19 protein-coding genes are annotated in these 18,644 nt (G+C 65.6%); 8 read left to right on the top strand and 11 right to left on the bottom strand.

Features of this window, described 5'->3' with window-relative positions:
- Positions 1-21 precede the first annotated feature (21 nt).
- Both NMQ16_RS01135 and NMQ16_RS01130 read left to right on the top strand, forming a co-directional pair.
- A complete protein-coding gene (locus tag NMQ16_RS01135) occupies positions 22-822 on the top strand; it encodes a DUF4465 domain-containing protein (protein ID WP_257078632.1) in 801 nt (266 codons plus the stop codon).
- A 53-nt stretch (positions 823-875) separates the two neighbouring features.
- A complete protein-coding gene (locus NMQ16_RS01130; RefSeq protein WP_257078630.1) occupies positions 876-2,954 on the top strand; it encodes a TonB-dependent receptor in 2,079 nt (692 codons plus the stop codon).
- A gap of 1 nt (position 2,955) precedes the next feature.
- Here the strand turns inward: NMQ16_RS01130 and NMQ16_RS01125 are convergent, their stop codons facing one another.
- The 4 genes from NMQ16_RS01125 to NMQ16_RS01110 all read right to left on the bottom strand — a co-directional run bounded on the left by NMQ16_RS01125 (position 2,956) and on the right by NMQ16_RS01110 (position 7,515).
- Entirely contained in the window at positions 2,956-3,936 is a 981-nt protein-coding gene (locus NMQ16_RS01125) for a succinylglutamate desuccinylase/aspartoacylase family protein (RefSeq protein WP_257078629.1), read from the bottom strand.
- A gap of 16 nt (positions 3,937-3,952) precedes the next feature.
- Positions 3,953-5,539 (bottom strand): YdiU family protein, encoded by a 1,587-nt coding sequence (locus NMQ16_RS01120; RefSeq protein WP_257078627.1) that lies wholly within the window; start codon positions 5,537-5,539, stop codon positions 3,953-3,955.
- A 69-nt stretch (positions 5,540-5,608) separates the two neighbouring features.
- Positions 5,609-6,574: a GTP-binding protein gene (locus tag NMQ16_RS01115; protein WP_257078625.1), complete on the bottom strand. Its 966-nt coding sequence runs from the start codon at positions 6,572-6,574 to the stop codon at positions 5,609-5,611.
- Positions 6,571-7,515 (bottom strand): LysR family transcriptional regulator, encoded by a 945-nt coding sequence (locus NMQ16_RS01110; protein WP_257078622.1) that lies wholly within the window; start codon positions 7,513-7,515, stop codon positions 6,571-6,573. The genes NMQ16_RS01115 and NMQ16_RS01110 overlap by 4 nt, the downstream gene beginning before the upstream one ends.
- 157 nt (positions 7,516-7,672) lie before the next feature.
- Between NMQ16_RS01110 and NMQ16_RS01105 the strand changes: the two genes are divergently transcribed.
- On the top strand, positions 7,673-8,386 hold the full coding sequence (locus NMQ16_RS01105; RefSeq protein ID WP_257078621.1) for a pirin family protein: 714 nt from the start codon (positions 7,673-7,675) through the stop codon (positions 8,384-8,386).
- 14 nt (positions 8,387-8,400) lie between these two features.
- A complete protein-coding gene (locus NMQ16_RS01100) occupies positions 8,401-8,970 on the top strand; it encodes a flavodoxin family protein (RefSeq protein ID WP_257078619.1) in 570 nt (189 codons plus the stop codon).
- A 41-nt stretch (positions 8,971-9,011) separates the two neighbouring features.
- On the opposite strand, the gene NMQ16_RS01095 is transcribed toward NMQ16_RS01100, so the two are convergent.
- The 5 genes from NMQ16_RS01095 to NMQ16_RS01075 all read right to left on the bottom strand — a co-directional run bounded on the left by NMQ16_RS01095 (position 9,012) and on the right by NMQ16_RS01075 (position 11,616).
- A complete protein-coding gene (locus NMQ16_RS01095; RefSeq protein WP_257078616.1) occupies positions 9,012-9,386 on the bottom strand; it encodes a hypothetical protein in 375 nt (124 codons plus the stop codon).
- A 90-nt stretch (positions 9,387-9,476) separates the two neighbouring features.
- Positions 9,477-10,295 (bottom strand): peptidylprolyl isomerase, encoded by an 819-nt coding sequence (locus NMQ16_RS01090; protein ID WP_257078615.1) that lies wholly within the window; start codon positions 10,293-10,295, stop codon positions 9,477-9,479.
- A 52-nt stretch (positions 10,296-10,347) separates the two neighbouring features.
- Complete coding sequence (locus NMQ16_RS01085) at positions 10,348-10,632, bottom strand: BolA family protein (protein ID WP_257078614.1); 285 nt, start codon at positions 10,630-10,632, stop codon at positions 10,348-10,350.
- A complete protein-coding gene (locus NMQ16_RS01080; RefSeq protein WP_257078613.1) occupies positions 10,629-10,931 on the bottom strand; it encodes a YciI family protein in 303 nt (100 codons plus the stop codon). The genes NMQ16_RS01085 and NMQ16_RS01080 overlap by 4 nt, the downstream gene beginning before the upstream one ends.
- 76 nt (positions 10,932-11,007) lie before the next feature.
- A complete protein-coding gene (locus NMQ16_RS01075) occupies positions 11,008-11,616 on the bottom strand; it encodes a septation protein A (protein WP_257078612.1) in 609 nt (202 codons plus the stop codon).
- Between the two features lie 219 nt (positions 11,617-11,835).
- On the opposite strand from NMQ16_RS01075, the gene NMQ16_RS01070 reads away from it, so the two are divergent.
- From NMQ16_RS01070 to NMQ16_RS01055, 4 genes are all read left to right on the top strand, one after another.
- Positions 11,836-12,114, top strand: coding sequence for an HU family DNA-binding protein (locus NMQ16_RS01070; RefSeq protein ID WP_069040239.1), 279 nt, complete (start codon positions 11,836-11,838; stop codon positions 12,112-12,114).
- Positions 12,115-12,421: 307 nt separating this feature from the next.
- Complete coding sequence (gene yaaA / locus NMQ16_RS01065; protein WP_257078610.1) at positions 12,422-13,195, top strand: peroxide stress protein YaaA; 774 nt, start codon at positions 12,422-12,424, stop codon at positions 13,193-13,195.
- Between the two features lie 42 nt (positions 13,196-13,237).
- Positions 13,238-13,828: a hypothetical protein gene (locus NMQ16_RS01060; RefSeq protein ID WP_257078609.1), complete on the top strand. Its 591-nt coding sequence runs from the start codon at positions 13,238-13,240 to the stop codon at positions 13,826-13,828.
- A gap of 12 nt (positions 13,829-13,840) precedes the next feature.
- Positions 13,841-14,722, top strand: coding sequence for a dienelactone hydrolase family protein (locus tag NMQ16_RS01055; protein ID WP_257078607.1), 882 nt, complete (start codon positions 13,841-13,843; stop codon positions 14,720-14,722).
- A gap of 31 nt (positions 14,723-14,753) precedes the next feature.
- Here the strand turns inward: NMQ16_RS01055 and ybiB are convergent, their stop codons facing one another.
- Complete coding sequence (gene ybiB / locus NMQ16_RS01050; RefSeq protein WP_257078606.1) at positions 14,754-15,758, bottom strand: DNA-binding protein YbiB; 1,005 nt, start codon at positions 15,756-15,758, stop codon at positions 14,754-14,756.
- 44 nt (positions 15,759-15,802) lie between these two features.
- The gene (locus NMQ16_RS01045; RefSeq protein WP_257078605.1) at positions 15,803-18,532 is read right to left on the bottom strand and encodes a nitrate reductase; all 2,730 of its coding nucleotides are present in this window, start codon (positions 18,530-18,532) and stop codon (positions 15,803-15,805) included.
- Positions 18,533-18,644 lie beyond the last annotated feature (112 nt).

The following is an 18,644-nucleotide window of genomic DNA, read 5'->3' as shown; positions in this document are numbered from 1 at the left end:
TCACCACGAAAGATCACTGACATGAACAAGACACTTCTCGCCTTCGCGCTGGGCGCACTGGCAGTCAGCCATGGCGCGCATGCAGCGACGCCCTCGGTTGCCACGTTCGAAGACGTGCCGCTGGCGTCCGAAAGCCACTTCTTCCCGCAAGTGACGACCACCTTCTCCAGCGGAGCCGCCACCTTCAATCACACTTACTCGGACTTCGGCGGCGGCTGCTGCCATGTTGACTGGGTGTATTCCAACCGCACCGACACGACGACCGGCAATTACACCAACCAGCACAGCGCGATCACCGGCGGCGGCGTCGACGGATCGGCCCATTACGCGATCGCCAACTTCGGCGCGCCGACGATCAGCTTTGCGTCGGCGGTCAGCGTGCAGGGTGCGTACGTCACCAACACGACGTTCACCGGACGCACCATGCTTGACGGCGACACCGTGTTCGGCTTCTCGAAGAAGTTCGGCGGCGCCAGCGGCAATGACCCCGACTATCTGAAGCTGACCATCATCGGCAAGGACGGTGGCGGTGCGACCACCGGCAGCGTCGACTTCATGCTGGCCGACTACCGGTTCGCCGACAACGCGCAGGACTACGTGGTGACCGACTGGCGCTGGGTCGATCTCGCGGCGCTCGGCACGGTCAGCAGTCTGCAGTTCGCGCTGGTTTCGAGCGACAGCGGTGAATTCGGCATCAACACGCCGGCCTATTTCGCACTCGACAATCTGACCGTCACCGCGGTGCCGGAACCGGAACAGGCAGCGCTGCTGCTGGCCGGTCTGGCGCTGGTCGGCGCGGTCGCGCGTCGCCGTCGCGGCTGATCGGTCCAGGAATCACCCGCGCGCCCTCCACGGTTCGCGGGTGATGCGCATTGATGCATCGCTTCCGCCTTTTGCTGTTGCTGACCGTGTTGCCCGGCCTGGCCCTTGCACAGGCTTCGGCGCCGCGCGTGCACGAGCTCGACGAAGTCGTCATCAGCGCACCGTCGGCGGCCGACACGTTGCGCATGGTGCCGCACAGCGTGTCCGTCATCACCACCGAAGACATCGAGCATTCACCATCGCGCACCGTGGCCGAAGTGCTGGGTCGCGAAGCCAACCTCAACATCCAGAGCTATTTCGGCCGCGACAAGGGTGCCACCGTCGACATGCGCGGCTTCGGCGCCACGGCGGTCAGTAATGTGCTGGTGCTGGTCGATGGCGTCAGGCTGAACGCATCGGATCTGTCAGGCGCCGACCTGTCGTCGGTCGCGTTGTCCCAGGTCGAACGCATCGAAGTGCTGCGTGGCGGTGGCGCGGTGCGCTACGGTGACGGCGCTGTGGGCGGCATCATCCACGTACTGACAAGGCGTCCGCGCAACGGGCCGCTGAAGGGCGAATTCGAGGCGCGCACCGCTTCGTACGACACGCATGAACTGCGCTTCAGCGCGTCCGGCGGCGCGGGGCCCCTGTCTGGCCGCATCGATGTCGGGCGGCTCGACGGCAACGGCTACCGGGACAACGACGAACAGCGCCGGCGCGATACAGCGGCGGAACTGCGCATCATGCCGGACGGAGCGCTGTCCTTCATGGACGTGCTGCTGCGCGTGTCGCGCCACACCGATGAATACAAGCTGCCCGGTCCGGTGTCGCGCGAACGCTTCCTGTCCGGCAGTGCTGCGCTGCGTCGTTCGAGCACGGCGTCGCCGCTGGATGGCGGCAGCACCGACGACCGCAAATTCGGCACGCTGTGGCGCTTCGATCTGGGCGATTTCGGTCTGGTCGAATTCCAGACCGACCACCGTACGCGCGACAATCCTTACCTGATCGGTGTCAATCCGGCACAGCCGCTCAGCGATCAGCAATACACGATCGAATCGACGCGGCGCGACGTGCAGTTGCGCTACGACCTCGACTACAGCGCCTTCGGCCGCATCCATTCTTTCGGTGCGGGCTTTGTCACGCAGTCGTCCGACTACCTGCGGCGCGACGTCGGCCGCACCGTGATCGACCAGTCAAGAGTGCGTACCGGCGACCTGAACGGTCAGGCCTGGTATGCCGAGACGGTGTTCCGCGCGACCGATGCGCTGCGCCTGAACGCCGGCTGGCGCAGCGATGACACGAAAAGCCGCACCGAAGCAGCCACCTATCGGCGCACCTGCCAGTTCCAGAACGTGTTCATTCCGGGACTGGGCTTCATTCCGGTGGAAATTCCGGGCAGTTGCGTCACCGGCTTCGAATCTGACAGCCGCTACGCGTCGAGCACGAAAAGCCATGCTGCGGAGCTGGGTGTGAGCTGGCAGCCGGTGAAGGCGCTGGTCGCCTTTGCCAGTGTGTCGCGCAACTTCCGCACCCCGAACATCGACGAACTGGCGCTGGCGTCGTCCGATCTGCGCGCGCAGCGCGGTCGCACGATCGAAGCCGGTGTGCGCCTGCAGCCCGACGACAGTCTTTCGCTCGGGTTGACGCTGTTCCGCCTGCGCAACCAGGATGAAATCTACTTCGACAGCACCGGCGTGCCGAGCGTGAACCGCAATTACGACCTGCCGACCCAACGCACCGGCGTGGAGCTCGAAACGCGCTGGCAGCCGTCGGCCGCCTGGCTGTTCGCTGCCAACGCCGGGTATGTGCAGCCACGCTTCAAGGGCACTGACGCCGACATTCCGCTGGTGCCGCGCTGGACCGCGAATGCTCGTGCGGAGTGGCTGCAGACGCCGTCGCTGCGCTGGATCGTCGCCGCGCGCCACGCCGGTCGGCGCTTCGACGGCAACGACCTCGACAACCGCAGCTTCGCCGAACTGCCGTCCTACACGGTGTTCGATCTTGCGCTGCGCCTCGATCTGGGCGGCGGTGCGCAACTGGCGGCCGGCATCAACAATGTGTTCGACAAGGTGTATTCGACCATCGCCTTTTCGGAAACCTATTACCCGATGCCCGAACGCAATGGCTACGCCAGCCTGCGCTGGCGCTTCTAGCTCAGTTCCGGTGCAGCGCCCGCGTGCTGCGCTGCGCGAAATAGAACCACTCGTTGCCCGGTGTCGAGGTCGGGTTCGGAAACACGATGTAGCCGTCCTGCGGCGCAATGACCGGGGTACCGTCATGGCGGGTGCCGATCGCGTCGCCTGCGCTGACCGGGTCGAAGCTGCACCAGGTGCGCGCGAACTGATCGTCCGGGTGCAGCCGGTCGATCACTTCAGTCAGGCGCAGCAGTTCGAAGCTGTCGCGCGCCGCCGGCGCGGGCGCTTCGACCAGCTTCAGGTGCGCCAGCGTGTTCCGGATGGCGCGCCAGGCAAATTCAGGCGCGGCCGGATCGTCGTGCTGGCCGCATTCCAGCGTCACGGCATAGCCGCCCATGCGGCGCATGTATTCGGTGGTGCCGATGCCGTAGTCCGGATCGGTCGACAACAGGTGGGCGCGTTCGGTGGGCGCGGTGCGGGCCAGTCGCTTGCGCACGCCGGTCGCGTAGGTGTCGAGCCAGCCCTCGACCAGACGGCGCGCACCGAGGCGCAGCGCCAGCGCCTCTTCGGCGGCCGCGTGTGAAAAGGCTTCCAGCGTGCCGTCATTGTCCTGCGGCCCCAGCATGGCGAACGGTTCGCCGCCGGTGTGGAAGGAATGCAGGTCGAGCAGTACGTCGTGCGCGGCGAGCAGCGGGCACAGCACGTTGGCGATGCGGTCTTCGTAGTCCTGCGGCTCGGCCACCGGGCGCAGATTGCGGTTCAGGTTGCGGTCACCGGCGCGCCGCTTCAGCGTCCAGGCGAGCGGATTGGTGATCGGTACAAAGGTGACGGTGCCGCGCACGATGACGAGGTCGCCGCGCGCCAGTTCGTCGAGCACGCGCTCGATGCCGCGCGTGCCGCCGATTTCGTTGCCGTGCACGGCGCCGAGCACGATCAGGCGCGGTCCGGCTTCCAGGCCGTGGAAGGTGTGAGAGGTGAGGCTGTGCGTGGATGGATTCATCGGGGTGGAAGGTGGTTCATGAACTGCAGGACAGGGCGGAACAGCCGGGCTTGTTGCGCGCCCACTCGGGGCGGCGCCCGGCCAGATCATTGAATTCAGGTTGTTCGTCGTACGGCCGCTGCATCATCTTCAGCAGTCGCTCGATCATCGCGGTGTCGCCGGCGCCCGCATCGTCGATGGCGCGCTGCGCCAGCCAGTTGCGCACGATGTATTTCGGGTTGGTCGCGTTCATGCGTGCGATGCGCGCCGCGTCCGCTTCGCCGCCGGCCGTGACGCGCTGAGCCCAGCCCTGCAGCCACGCAAGCAGCGCGCGACCGTGGTCAGCGGAAGGGCCATCAGCGCTGTAGAAGGCTTCGTGCAGCGGCGCCAGTGCAGCCGCATCGCCGGCGAGGGCTGTCGCCACAGGCACCTCTGCCAGCGCGCGGAAAAAGATCGTGAAGTCGCATTCCTCCGCCTGCAGCAACTGGAACAGTTCGCTGCGCATGTCCTGTTCCGCTTCGTCCGCTGCTGCCGGCAAACCGAGCTTGTCGGCCAGCATGCGTGTCCAGCGGTCGGAGAAGGTCTGCTCGTAGCCTTCGAGTGCGGCATCGATCGCCGCCTGATCGTCGATCAGCGGCGACAGCGCGGCAGCCAGTCGCGTCAGGTTCCAGTAGCCGATCTGCGGCTGGCGCCCGTAGCAGTAGCGCCGGCCCTGGGCGTCGGTCGTGTTCGGCGTCCACATCATGTCGACGCCTTCGAGCCAGCCGTAAGGGCCGTAGTCGATGGTCAGGCCGAGGATGGACATGTTGTCGGTGTTCATCACGCCATGCACGAAGCCGACGCGCATCCACTCGACCATCAGCACCGCCGTGCGGCGGCAGATTTCGGCGAACCAGTCGGCGTACCCGGTGATGTGCGGGAAGTGGTGCGTCATCACCCAGTCGGCAAGCCGGCGCTGCAGGTCGAGCTCCTCATGCGACGCGAGGATTTCGAAGTGGCCGAAGCGCACGAAGCTGGGGGCCACGCGGCATACGATGGCGCCCGGCTCGTATTCGGGATGCCCGTCGTAGAACATGTCGCGCACCACCCGGTCGCCGGTCGCGACCAGACTGAGCGCGCGCGTGGTCGGAACGCCCAGGTGGAACATGGCTTCGCTGCACAGGAATTCGCGTACCGACGAACGCAGCACGGCACGGCCGTCGGCACGCCGCGAGTAAGGCGTCGGGCCGGCGCCCTTCAACTGCAGTTCCTGCCGCTGACCCATGGTATCGATCATCTCGCCCAGCGTGATGGCGCGGCCGTCGCCGAGCTGGCCGGCCCAGTTGCCGAACTGGTGGCCGCCGTAGCGCGCCGCGTAGGGCTGCATGCCGGGCAGGATGCGATTGCCGGCCAGCGCCTCGACCGCGGCATCGACGCGCGCCGGGCGGCGCAGACCGAGCTGGGCGCCCAGCACGTCCGACCAGGCCAGCAGCTCGGGTGCCGCGACCGGCGTCGGTGACGTCAGCGTGTAGGACGCATCGATGACCGGGCGCGAACGCATGTCAGCCGAAGGATCGGCGGGCAGGCTGCGCACGAACAGGTTGTCGAACTCGATTTCATCGAGCCGTCGGGTGGCAATTGACATGGGTGATGGGCTCGGGCGAGGCAGGGCGTACGCAAGACCCTATTGTGAGCGATGTAACTGGCTGCAGGTTCAATCGAGCCCGAGCAGCGCCACATATTCGCGCAGTGCTTCGGCGGCGATGCCGCGCGTGATGAACACGACGGTCGAGCCGCGGACCGCGTCGGGCCAGCCCGCCAGCGGCGTTGGCGGATGCAGTGTGTGCTGCACGCCGTGTATCGCCACCGGCCTGGTGTGCCCCTCGACATCGAGCAGCGCCTTCATGCGCAGCAGGCCAGGTCCTGCGATGTGCGGCCAGCCGGCGAGCAAGGCGTCCAGTCGCTCGGCGGCAATCGGCCGGTCGAAGGCAAAGCTGTCTGCACGGATGGCGTGCGGTGCATCCGTCATCACCGCCCGGAAGCGGGCCGGTAGGAGTGGTGGCGCGTCGAGCAGCGTCATCAATTCAGCGCCGTCGGGCGTCGACTGAAGGTCGGTCTGCGGCGCAAAAGGATTGATGCCTTCAAGCCTGGTACGCAGCGCACCGAGCGCGTCGGCGTCCGTCAGATCGGACTTGCTGATCAGCAGGCGGTCGGCGGCGGCGATCTGGCGCACGGCTTCATCCTGTGTCGCCAGCGTGCCGGCGGCGTGCAGCGCGTCCACCACGGTCAGTGTGCAGCGCAGGCGGTAGCGCGCGGCGATGCGGGCGTCCTGCGTCAGCGTACGCAGGATGGGCGCCGGGTCGGCGAGACCGGTCGTTTCGATGACGATGCGTTCGAATTGCCTGCGTCCGGCGCGCGCGAAGCGCCAGTGCGCGTCGCGCAGCGTCTGCGCCAGGTCGCCGCGCAGGCTGCAGCAGACGCAGCCGCCCGGCAGCTCGACCACGGGCTGTTCCGCCGAATGGGTCACCAGCAGATGGTCGAGCGAGGCGTCGCCGTACTCGTTGATGACGACCAGCGTATCGGACATGCCGGGTGAGGCGAGCAGGCGATTCAGCAGCGTGGTCTTTCCGCTGCCCAGAAACCCGCTCAACAGGATGATCGGAAGCGGGCTGTCGTTCATGCGGGCACACCCTCGAGCAGTGCGGTTCGGGTACGTGGGGTCGCCAGCTGCTGCAGCCACCAGTCGAGCGCGCGACCGCGCGGGCCGCTGCGCCAGGCGATCGAAAAGCCGCAGACCCTTGTGTCACCGGTGTCCTTCGCCAGCAGACGTCCCGCTGCGATGTGCCCGCGAACGCGGCTTTCCGGAAGGAAGCCGCAGCCCAGTCCGCGCAGCTGCGCGTCGATCTTCATGTCGAGTGTCGGCACGGTAAGCACATCCTGGCCGGGTTGCAGGTTGCGCGACACCGGCGACAGCTTCAGCGCGCTGTCTGCTACCGCGACGGCACGATGCGCGCGAATCACGGCGGGTGTCAGCACCGACTCGATGCGTGCAAGCGGATGCTGCGGTGCCACCGCGAACACGAACCGTATATCGCCCAGCGGCTCGATCTGAACGCCGCTGACCCGGCTGTCGTCGGCATCGACGCCGATCGCCAGGTCGGCCGCACCGGTCAGAAGGGCCTCCCAGGTACCGGACAGCACTTCCTGGCGCAGGCGGATACGCGTCGGTGGCGGCAGGCGGGCGGTGTCGCGCTGGCTGTAGAAGGCGTCCACAAGGTCGAGCAAGGTGTGCGGGCACAGCAGCGCATTGGCGGCGATCGCGAGCTGACCTTCCCAGCCACTGGCGACCCGCTTCACCCGACTGGCGACCGCATCCATTTCGATCAGCAGGCGCCGCCCCTCGGACAGCAGTTCGCGACCGGCCGGCGTCAGCACGGCGCTGCGGCTGGCGCGATCGAACAGCAGCACGTCAAGCGCGTCTTCAAGCTGACGCACGCTGTAGCTGAGCGCCGACGGCACCTTGCCGAGCACGCGTGCCGCGGCGGCAAAGCTGCCCGCTTCATCGATGGTGGCGATCAGGCGGATCGCTTCCGGTGTCAGCGGGTGGTCGTGGTCGCTCATCGGGTGTCCAGATGTGAAGTGGGCAGGTGGCAGGCCGTGCGATCGCGCCTGGCTTGAGATCAAATATTTTGAACGATGATATCAGCGCCATGCGGACACGCCAGGGCTCCGCTTCAGCAGAATTCCGTCATCGACATATGAATCAAGGAGATGGGCCATGATCAGTCTGCGCAAATCTTCAGAACGCGGTTTCGACGACCACGGCTGGGGGCACTCTCATTTCAGCTTTTCGTTTGCGGATTACCACGATCCGGAGCACATGGGCTTCGGTGTGCTGCGTGCGCTGATGGAAGACACGATTGCGCCCGGCGGCGGCTTCGGCACCCACCCGCATCGCGACATGGAAATCGTCACCGTCGTGCTGGCCGGCGAACTGACCCATCGCGATTCGATGGGCCATGCCGGTGTGCTGCGCACTGGAGATGTGCAGCGCATGAGCGCCGGCCAGGGCGTGCTGCACAGCGAATGGAATCACGGCCGCGATGACACCGTACGCATGCTGCAGATCTGGCTGCTTCCGGAAGCGCGCGGCATCGCGCCAGATTATGCACAGGCACACTTTCCAGGCGCTGCCCAACGCGGGCGGTTGCAGACGCTGGTCCATCCGCCGGCACGCGATGGCGCGCTGGGTATCCATTCCGATGTGGCCCTGCTCGCCATGCGACTCGATGCCGGCGACGCGTCGGTCAAACACCCGCTGGCCCGCGGCCGCAAGGCCTACGTGCATCTGGTGGATGGCGCGCTGACCGTCAATGGGCAGCGGCTGCAGGGCGGCGACGCATTGAAGCTGGACGATGAAACGGAAGTGAAGTTTGAAAACGGGCAGGGCGCACATGTGCTGCTGTTCGACCTTGGCAACCCCGCATCTTGACGAAGGAGTCCGACATGACACAGGTAGCGATCGTTTATCACAGTGGCTATGGCCACACCCGCCGCATGGCACAGGCCGTCGCCGACGGCGCCGCACTGGCGGCCGAAGTCCATGCCATCGAAGTCGATGCAGAAGGCAATGTGCCTGACGCGGCATGGGACACGCTGGCCTCCGCCGATGCCATCGTGTTCGGCAGCCCGACCTATATGGGCACCGTGTCGTGGCAGTTCAAGAAATTCGCCGATGCGAGTTCGAAGCCCTGGTTCGGTCAGAAATGGAAGGACAAGCTGGCGGCCGGCTTCACCAACTCCGCCTCTATGAATGGTGACAAGCACTCGACACTGCACTACCTGGTGACGCTGGCGATGCAGCACAGCATGCTGTGGGTCGGCACCGGCCTGATGCCGAGCAACAGCAAGGCCGCCACGCGCAACGACATCAACTACGTGGCGTCCTTCGCCGGCGCGATGGCCTCGACGCCGTCCGATGCGTCGGTCGACGAAATGCTGGATGGGGACCTGCAGACTGCACGGCTGTTCGGCCGGCGGGTGGCGGAGCAGGCGGCGCGGCTGGCCGCCCGCTGAGGGGCAGGGCAGCGGGCGTCAGGCGACACCCGCTGTTCGACTCAATACAGTTCCGGAAAACGTTCAAGCCATCCCCAGGCGATGAACAGCACGATCGACACCACACCGGTCCAGGTACCGGTCACGAAACAGCAGGCGGCCGGAATGACCAGACCGGCCGCATCGTCGAAGAAGTGGCCGAAGGTGAAGAAGAACGCCGTGAATACCAGCCACTTCAGGATGAAGCCCGGCAGGTAGCGTCGCATCGACCGGTTGTGACGGTAGCTCTGCACGCGCTCCAGCCAGCTGCCACGCGTGCAGTCACGGAAGTACAGGAAAGGCCAGAAGAAACGCCACCAGACGCGCCAGAACGGCTCGGCCGGAATGGTCAGCGGGTCACCCGGCTCGACGCCGGGTTCGGGTGCTTCGCGAGACATTTCGCGTCCTCCTTCTTCATCTCATCCGTCCGCTTTAACGGCTCGATGACACGCAGGTTGAGGTAAGCGCACCCGGGACCGGACGCAGGCCTATTTGACCGAAGCCTTCTGGCGAAGTTCGTTCACGTGCGCCGCGATGGTCTGCTGCTCGAGCCGCTGGGCGATCTGTGCCTTGGCTTCTTCGAACGGAGGCACCTTCAGATCGCGAACGTCTTCGAGCTTGATCACGTGGTAGCCGAAGTCGGTGCGGATCGGCTGCGGCGTGAACTTGCCCTTTTCGAGCTTGGTCAGCGCATCGGAGAACGGCTTCACGTATTGTGCCGGTGCACTCCAGCCAAGGTCGCCACCGCGGTCCTTCGAGCCCGGATCTTCCGAGTCCTTGGCCAGATCTTCGAACTTCTCGCCGACCTGCAGCTTGCCGATGATTTCCTTCGCCTTGTCCTCGGTCTTCACCAGGATGTGGCGCGCCTTGTATTCCTTGTCGCCCAGACCGGCTTTCACCTTGTCGTACTCGGCCTTTACGGTCGCTTCGCTGACCGGGTTGGCGCGAACGTATTCCTGCAGGTAAGCCTGGATCAGCACGGCCTGGCGGGCCAGATCCGCCTGGTGCATCAGGGCGGCGTTCTTGTCCAGCCCCTTGGTCGCGGCGGCCTGCGTCAGCACTTCGCGGCGGATCAGCTCTTCGCGCACGGCGTTGCGCAGCTGCTCGCCGTCCTGCTGGCCCTGGGCGATCTGATTACGCACCATGATGTCGGCGCGGCCCTGCGGGATGGTCTTGCCGTTGACCGTGGCGAGCACGCCCTCGGCCGAAGCGGCTGCCGGCTTTTCCTTTGCCTTCTGCTGCGCCATCGCAGGTATGGCGAAGGCAGTCATGACGGCAAGGGACAGAATCGAGAACGTGTGTTTCATCGGGTTACCTTTCTGGGTGAATGCCAGGTACTGCAAATGGACAAGTGGTCGATCAAACCGGATCCGCGTCGCCGGGGGCGCGCGCCGTGATCGACAGGGCGTGGATGTCGTGCTGCATCAGGTCGCCCAGTGCAGCGTAGATGAGGCGGTGGCGTTCCATCAGCCGTCGCCCCGTGAAGCGGGCGGATTCGATGGACAGCCGGTAGTGCCGTCCGCCGGATCGCGCACCGGCGTGTCCGGCGTGCAGATGCGATTCGTCGACCAGATCGAGCGCCACCGGTTCAAGCGCGGCAAGCCGCTCGCGGATGGCGGATTCGATGGTCAAGGCTTGATTCACGACGGAAAGACCTTGCGGAAGGGTTTGATCGTGACGCGCTCGAACACGCCCTGAACAGTGTAGGGGTCTTCATCAGCCCAGTCGCGCGCGTCGTCGAGCGAATCGAATTCGGCGATGATCAGGCTGCCGCTGAACCCGGCTTCGCCCGGGTCGATCGCGTCGATCGCCGGCATCGGACCGGCCAGCAGCAAACGTCCTTCGTCCTGCAGCAACTGCAGGCGATGCAGGTGGTCAGGCCGCGCAGCGAGCCGCTTCGGCAGGCTGCCCGGCGCGTCTTCACCCATCAGAACATAAAGCATCGTCACCTCTGTGGTCTCGGCAATGTCGGGGAAAGGAAAAGGCGGGGCTGGATCAGAAACGTCGAGTCGGCCGAATTCAGGAGTTCTTCTCGTCAACGTGACGCGACAGCATCGCCCCCTGCGCAAGCACGAAAAGGAACATGAGACCCATGCCACCGTACAGCTTGAAATCCACCCAGGTTTCTTCGCTGAAACTGAAGGCAACATAAAGATTCAGTATGCCCATGACTGCGAAGAAGCCGATCCACGACAGATTGAGCCGCGTCCACACGGCTTCGGGCAGTTCGATCTGGGCCTGCATCAGACTGCGGATCAGGTTGCGTTTCAGGAACAGAGCAGCACCGGCAAGCGTGCCTGCGAACAACCAGTACAACACGGTCGGTTTCCATTTGATGAAGGTCGCGTCATGAAACAGCAGCGTCGCACCGCCGAACACGACGATGATGCCCAGGCTGACCCACAGCATGATTTCGACCTTGCGCCCGCGCGCCATCAGCCACAGAACCTGCCCTATCGTCGCAATGATCGCGACGGCGGTGGCGATCAGTATCGGCCCCTGGGTGACGGCAATACCGTTGCCCAGCACCTGCGTCACCAGCGAATGGGACGCCTCGGGCGAAGCGTTGGCGAATTTGTAGGCTGCAAAGAACAGCAGGACCGGCAGCAGATCGAACAGAAATTTCATGGTCGCGGATTATGCCCCTCGGGCACCTGGGTGTCCAACCGGATCGGTGTGTGGATGCCAAATCGGGCATGGAACTGGCTTGGCAGCGAAAAAGTGGCTAGAGGGCGCGCAAATTCATGAAGAAAGTCTGCAAAGCCGCTTGTGGAGCGCGCTGCGCCTCACTATCATCGCTGCAGGTTTTCCCGCGCGCATTTGCGCATAACGAAGAAGGAGACTTAGATGAACAAAGCAGAACTGATCGAAGCACTCGCCAAGAAAGCTGACGTTTCCAAAGCCGCAGCAGGTCGTCTGCTCGACGGTTTTCTCGAATCCGTCACGACCGAACTGAAGAAGGGTGGAAAAGTGACCCTGGTCGGTTTCGGTACCTTTGCCACCGGCAAGCGTGCTGCCCGTACCGGCCGCAATCCGCGCACCGGCGCCACGATCAAGATTCCTGCTGCCAAGACTGCGAAATTCACCGCAGGCGCTGCGTTGAAGAAGTCGATCAACAAGAAGTAACCGGTTTCCTTTCCCGGGGCCGCGGCGAATCCGCAGCCCCGGATGAACTGTCCGGCATGACCCGGGAAGTGCATGCTTGCCCGGCCGGAACAACGGAGGTGTCCGCACTGCGGCACCTCCGTTTTCGTTGGGCGTCAGACGTTTCGCGGACCGTCGCAGACGGGCCGCTGCGTGTGCGCCGCAGTCCTGCAGCACTTGCTGCACATTCTTCTCCATTCGTTTCATCCAGCTCTGGGACAGGCAAGCAGCGCACGGGTTCGATGGCGCACGCTACCATCACGGGGTCAATCCTGTTCGCGTTACGCCCATGATAATCGTCCTGTCTCCCGCCAAATCGCTCGACTACGAATCTCCCTTGCCCGCCGCCCGCGCGACGCGGCCCGATTTTCTGGAGCGCTCGGCCGTGCTGGTGGATATCCTGAAGCGCAGAAGTCCGGCTGACATCGCATCGCTGATGAGCATTTCCGATCCGCTGGCCGCGCTGAATGCCGCGCGCTACGCCGACTGGACGCCGGACTACGACGCTCCGCGCGCGCGTCCGGCCGCGTTGGCGTTCAACGGCGATGTCTACGACGGACTCGATGCCCGTTCGCTCGACCGTGCCGGACTGGACTGGCTGCAGCAGCATGTGCGCATCCTGTCCGGGCTTTACGGGGTGCTGCGTCCGCTCGACCTGATGCTGCCGTATCGGCTGGAAATGAGCACCAGACTGGTCAATCCGTCGGGCAGGGATCTTTATGCGTTCTGGGGCGATCTGCCGGCGCAGGCATTGAACACCGTGCTGGAGAACGATTCGCGGCCGGTACTGGTCAACCTCGCCAGCGACGAGTACTTCAAGGCCGTGAAGCGCAAGACGCTGAAGGCAGAAGTCATCCAGCCGGTGTTCCAGGACTGGAAGGGCGGCACCTACAAGGTGATCAGCTTTTTTGCCAAACGCGCGCGTGGCCTGATGGCACGCTATGCCGCCGACCATCGCATCGATGACGTCGAGGCGTTGCGAAACTTTGCCGTCGACGGCTACGCATTCGACGGCGAGGCGTCGTCGGACACGCAGTGGATATACCGAAGACGCCTCGCCTGAGGCCAGAAAAAAACGCAGTACCCATCACGAGGAGATCTGACCATGACCCGCCACCAACATCTGCTGACGGCACTTGCCGCGACGTTCTGCCTGCTTGGCGCGAGCGCGGGTTCGGCCGCGCAGGACAACCAGTCCGACCGTTTTTTCCGCGAATGCCGGGCGGCGTGGGCCGACAACAACATCGGTCTGGCCGATGAGCTCTGCTACAAGGCACTGATGCACCCGGATGTGAACGCGATCACCCCGGATGCCAAGTCGCAGCGCCTGTACAACTACGCACAACTGAAGCGCATGCTCGGCAACTGGGAAGGTGCGGAGGAGCTGTTGCGCGAATCGCTGACCATCGAGGAAAAGCGCGCCGGCAGCGCCCCGGATCTGCCGCTGGCCCGTCGCCTCGCCGAACTGTCGATCGCCTGTGCCGCGCAGAACAAGTGGTCCGAAGGCATCGACATGATCGAGCGTCTGTACCCGGTGGCCAGCCAGTTCCAGGGCGGCGAGCGGGCGGCGATCAGCGAACTGTTCCGCAATTACGTGCCGCAGGTGGCGACCGCCGGCAAGATGGATCTGGCGCGTCAGCTGAACGAGTTCTCCGACTCGGTGCCGGCACGCGAGCCCGGCTTCATCAATCGCTGAGGAGGGCTGGCCGTGGATTCGAGCGCAGCAAAACCTGAAAGCGGCCTGCCGGGCGATCCGGAACGACGCGACTTCCTGCGTACCGCAACGGTGGCCGGTTTCGCACTGGCTGCGCAGCCGGTGATGGCGCAGCAGATCATCACGACGCCCGCGACAGGTCTGGACACCGGCATGGCCGAGGTCGGTACGGCCGATGCTCAGAAGCTGCCGGTGTATTTTGCCCGTCCGGCCGCCACGGCGAAGCCGCCGGTAGTGCTGGTGGTGCAGGAGATCTTCGGCGTTCACGAACACATCCGTGATGTCTGCCGTCGTTTTGCCCGGGCCGGTTACTTTGCAATTGCGCCCGAGTTGTACTTTCGCCAGGGCGATCCGTCGAAGATCAGCAGCGTGCCTGAAATACTCGAACGCATCGTGTCGCGCGTCGGCGACGCGCAGGTGATGAGCGATCTCGACAGCTGCGTCGCCTGGGCCGCACAGTCCGGCGGCGATGCGGCACGTCTGGCGGCGACCGGCTTCTGCTGGGGCGGCCGCATCACATGGCTGTATGCCGCGCATCAACCCGCGCTGCGCGCCGGTGTGGCGTGGTACGGCAAGCTTGACGGCCTGCCGGGTGAACTCACGCCGAACCACCCGATCGATCTGGCCGACGCGCTCAAGGCGCCGGTGCTCGGCCTGTACGGCGGCAAGGATCAGGGGATCCCGAACAGCGACGTCGATGCCATGCGCGATGCGCTGACGAAGTCGCCCGCCGATGCTGCGCGACGCTCGGATATCGTGCTGTATCCGGAGGCACCGCACGGCTTTCACGCCGATTTCCGGCCGAGCTATCGAGAAGCCGACGCCAGGGACGGCTGGCAGCGCTGCCTTGCCTGGATGGCCGCCAACGGCGCTTGACGCCGCGCAGCACCGATCCCGGCGGTGAGCGTCAGTGGGCAGAGTGCGGTGTTGCGTGCGCCAACCCGAGCGAAACGGTGGCCTTGGCATGCGTCAGGTCGCGCGCCGAACCGCTGCCGAACAGGCAGGCCGCCACCTGGTTGAGCAGCGGTTGCGGGATGGCCCGGTGGCCTTCCAGCATTTCACGTATGCATTCGCTGGTCGCGTCGATGTCTTCCGCGGGAGGCAGCGGATTGACCAGCTGCGGGGTACCGATTTCTGCTTCGAACAGCGTGCGGGCGGTCTGGTGTTCGAACATCTGTATGCGCGGTCGGCGCATGGGGTCGGCGAATGAATCGTCGTCAGGGGCGCGCATCAGCAGCGCACGCTCCGGTGCGCGCAGGAACATGTCATGCAGTCGCGACAACAGCTGGGGGTCGGCCACGCAGATGACGCGCAGGCTGCGCAGCGGCGCCGGATCGAGCAGTTTGGCCACGACGTGTGCCGTGTTCCGGTTCCCCATGCGATCCCGCAAGCGGATCAGGCTGTCGAGCGAGGGGCTGAGCATTTCGGTCGGTACCACCGCGCAGCGCCCTGAATTCAGCGTCGTCTGAGCGTCGGCCAGACTGCTGCAGGGTCCATGGCCAAGTCGTTCGAAAACGTCGATGCTGCCCGCCCGCGCACCGTGCCCCACGAGTCCATGCACCATCACGGGCACTTCGAGACGCGCCAGCATCAGCGCGAGCAGAGGCATCAGATTGGGCGCCCGGCCGGCGCGCGAATAGCTCGGAATGACCACCATGCGAGGCCGATGCTGCGGCAGTTCGATGACCGGAACGCGCTCGTTGAGTGCGCGCGCGAAGCCGGCCAGTTCGTCGGCCGATTCGTTCTTCCAGCGCAGGCTGGCCAGCACGGCACCGAGCTCGAGCGCCGGAATGCGGCCGTCGAGCATGTCGGCGAACAGGCCGTAGGCCTCTTCTTCCGCCAGATCCCGGCCGTCTTCGCCGCCGCGTCCGAGCGCGGACAGCATGTCTGTCAGGGTCTGTTGGCTCAACATCGCAGCGATCGCTCCATGCTCATGTTCGTCTCCTCGAAATATTGTTATGCCGCCTGCCGTCGTGCTTCCAGCATGCGTTTCAGCTCGGGTACGCAGGACCCGCATGAGGTGCCGCAGAGCAGTGACTGCTGCAGCGACAGCAGATCCGCTCCGGCATCGATGGCGAGCGCAATGTCGGGCTCGGCCACATCGAGGCAGTTGCACACGATGCGCCCGCGTGTGGCGGTGGCCACCGGCGGCGTGACCAGCGGCGCGAACAACCAGCGCCGCAGGTCGGTCGTCGGCTGGCGACCGGTCATCACGTCGCGCAGCCAGCTGGCGGCAGCGGTTTCGCCGGTCAGCCGGATGCCGGTCAGCAGCCCGTCCTCGATCAGCGCGCGCTTCGTGATGTCGCGCCGCGCGTCGCGATAGACCAGGCAGGCCGGGCCATCGAGCGCGCAGATGCGGTCTATGTCGGCCAGCCAGTCGTCCGGAATCGGTGCGTCGTGCGCGATGCGCAGCACCAGCACCGGACGCTCCCGGCCGGCCAGCGACAGCGCGGCGTAGGCAAAGCGGGCCAGCACCGGAGCCAGCGCTTCCGAGCGCAGTAGCGCCGCACTGACGGCGGCCTCGTCGCTGGCTTCGGTGCGCAGCAGCAGCGCCTGATGCGGCAGGTCGGCGCGGGCGATCTGCACGGCCGCGTGCTTGAGTTCGGGCTGTTTCGAGTAAGGGTCGGTCCGACCTGCGGTCAGTGCATTGGCGCCGCTGTTCGAAAGCGTGTTGCGCCCCCAGTGCATCGCGACGAAGGCGCTGCCGGGTCGCTGGGCGGCGCTGGCGTGGGCGCGCAGCACGATGTCGCCACGTCGGCTGCGGATGCGGACCAGGTCGCCGTCGGCCAGACCGCGGCGCGCCAGATCGTCGGCGTGCACCTCGACGCGCGGCTCGTCGACATGGCTGTACAGCTGCGCCACCTGACCGGTGCGGCTCATGCAGTGCCATTGGTCGCGCAGGCGGCCGGTATTCAGGTGCAGCGGAAAGCGGGCGTCGATCTTTTCCGCAGTGGTGGTGGTGACCGGCACGACAAAGCGTGCGCGGCCGTCCGCTGTCGCGAACGTGCGCTCAATGTAGAGGCGTGCCCGGCCGGCATCGGCGCCGGCGGGAAAGGGCCACTGCTGCGGTCCGAGCCGGTCGAGCAGGGCGTAGCTCAGACCGGTGATGTCGAGGTCGCGGCCGCGGGTGGTTTCGGTGTGCTCGTTGAACAGTTGTTCCACGCTGTCATAGGGGAACAGGCTCATCGCATCGCGCCCGAGCCGGGGTGCGAGCACGTGCGCGAAATCGCAGGCGATGCGCCAGTCGGCGCGCGCTTCGCCGGGTGCCGGCAGCGCGGCCTTCACATGCGTGATGCGGCGCTCCGAGTTGGTGACCGTGCCTTCCTTTTCGCCCCAGGTGGTCGCCGGCAGCAGCAGATCGGCGAAGGCGGCGGTTTCGGTGCTGCGGCAGGCGTCCTGCACGACGACGAATTCAGCCGTCTGCAGCGCCTCGGTGATCAGCGCCTGATCGGGCATCGAGTGTGCCGGATTGGTGCAGGCGATCCAGATCGCCTTCACCTGGCCGCTGCGCACGCCCTCGAACAGATCGACCGCGGTCAGGCCGGGTTGCGCCGGTACGTCGTCGATGCCCCAGAGGCGCGCGACTTCGGCCCGGTGTGCCGGGTTGGCGAGGTCACGGTGGCCGGACAGCAGGTTGGCCATGCCGCCGACTTCTCGCCCGCCCATCGCATTGGGCTGACCGGTCAGCGAGAACGGACCGGCCCCCGGGCGGCCGATCTGGCCGGTGGCCAGATGCAGCGCGATGAGCGCGGTGCCGTTGTGCGTGCCGTGATGCGACTGGTTCAGGCCCTGACACCACATCGACATCGCCGCCTTCGCCGAACCGAACCACTGCGCGGCGGTGACGATGTCTTCGGCGCGCAGGCCGCATATTTGCGCGGCAACCGCCGGCGTCACGTCGCGCACGTGCCTGCGCAGTGCGTCGAAGCCTTCGGTGTGTGCGCGAATGAAGGCGTCGTCGGCGTGTCCTTCCCACAGCAGCACGTGCAGCATGGCGTTGAACAGCCAGACATCGGTGCCGGGCAGCAGCGGCAGATGCAGGTCGGCGTCGGACGCGGTGTCGGTGCGGCGCGGATCGATGACGATCAGCTTCAGCGCCGGATTGGCGCGCCGCGCGTCCTCGATGCGGCGATAGACGATGGGGTGGGCGTAGGCCGGATTGCCGCCGGCGATCAGCAGGCAGTCGGTGTGGTCGATGTCTTCATAGGCGCAGGGCGGGGCGTCGGCGCCCAGCGTCATCTTGTAGGCCGATACGGCCGAACTCATGCACAGGCGGGAGTTGGTGTCGACATTGTTGGTGCCGATCAGTCCCTTTGCCAGCTTGTTGAAGGCGTAGTAATCCTCGGTCAGCAGCTGGCCGGAAATGTAGAAGGCGACGGCGTCCGGGCCATGCGCATCGATGATGGACGCAAACCGGTCGGCGGCATGGTCGAGCGCAGTGTCCCAGCCCACGCGCGTGCGCGGCGCATCGCGGCCCAGGCGCAGTTCCGGATACAGGGCGCGCGTTTCCGGACGCGCGCTGAGGTGCAGCGTGGCGCCCTTGGTACAGAGCCGGCCGAAATTCGCCGGATGCTCGGGGTCGCCGCGCACACCGCTGATACGGCTGCCGTCGTGTTCGATGATCACGCCGCACCCGACACCGCAGTAGCAGCAGGTCGAACGGGTTTCGTGTCGCTTATCGGTCATTGTTGTCTCCGCCAGACGTTTAGCAAGGCGTATGCCACGTTATTGAAGGCTTGTTTGCGCGCCTGTGCGGGCGCTTTTGCGGCGATGGCGTGGGCGCGCGCTCCTTCGCGGG

Origin of the sequence: Methyloversatilis sp. XJ19-49, assembly GCF_024580145.1 — a bacterium.
Classification (GTDB): Bacteria; Pseudomonadota; Gammaproteobacteria; order Burkholderiales; family Rhodocyclaceae; genus Methyloversatilis.
Note: the sequence above shows the minus strand (reverse complement) of the source record. Positions and strands in the feature narration are given on the sequence as shown.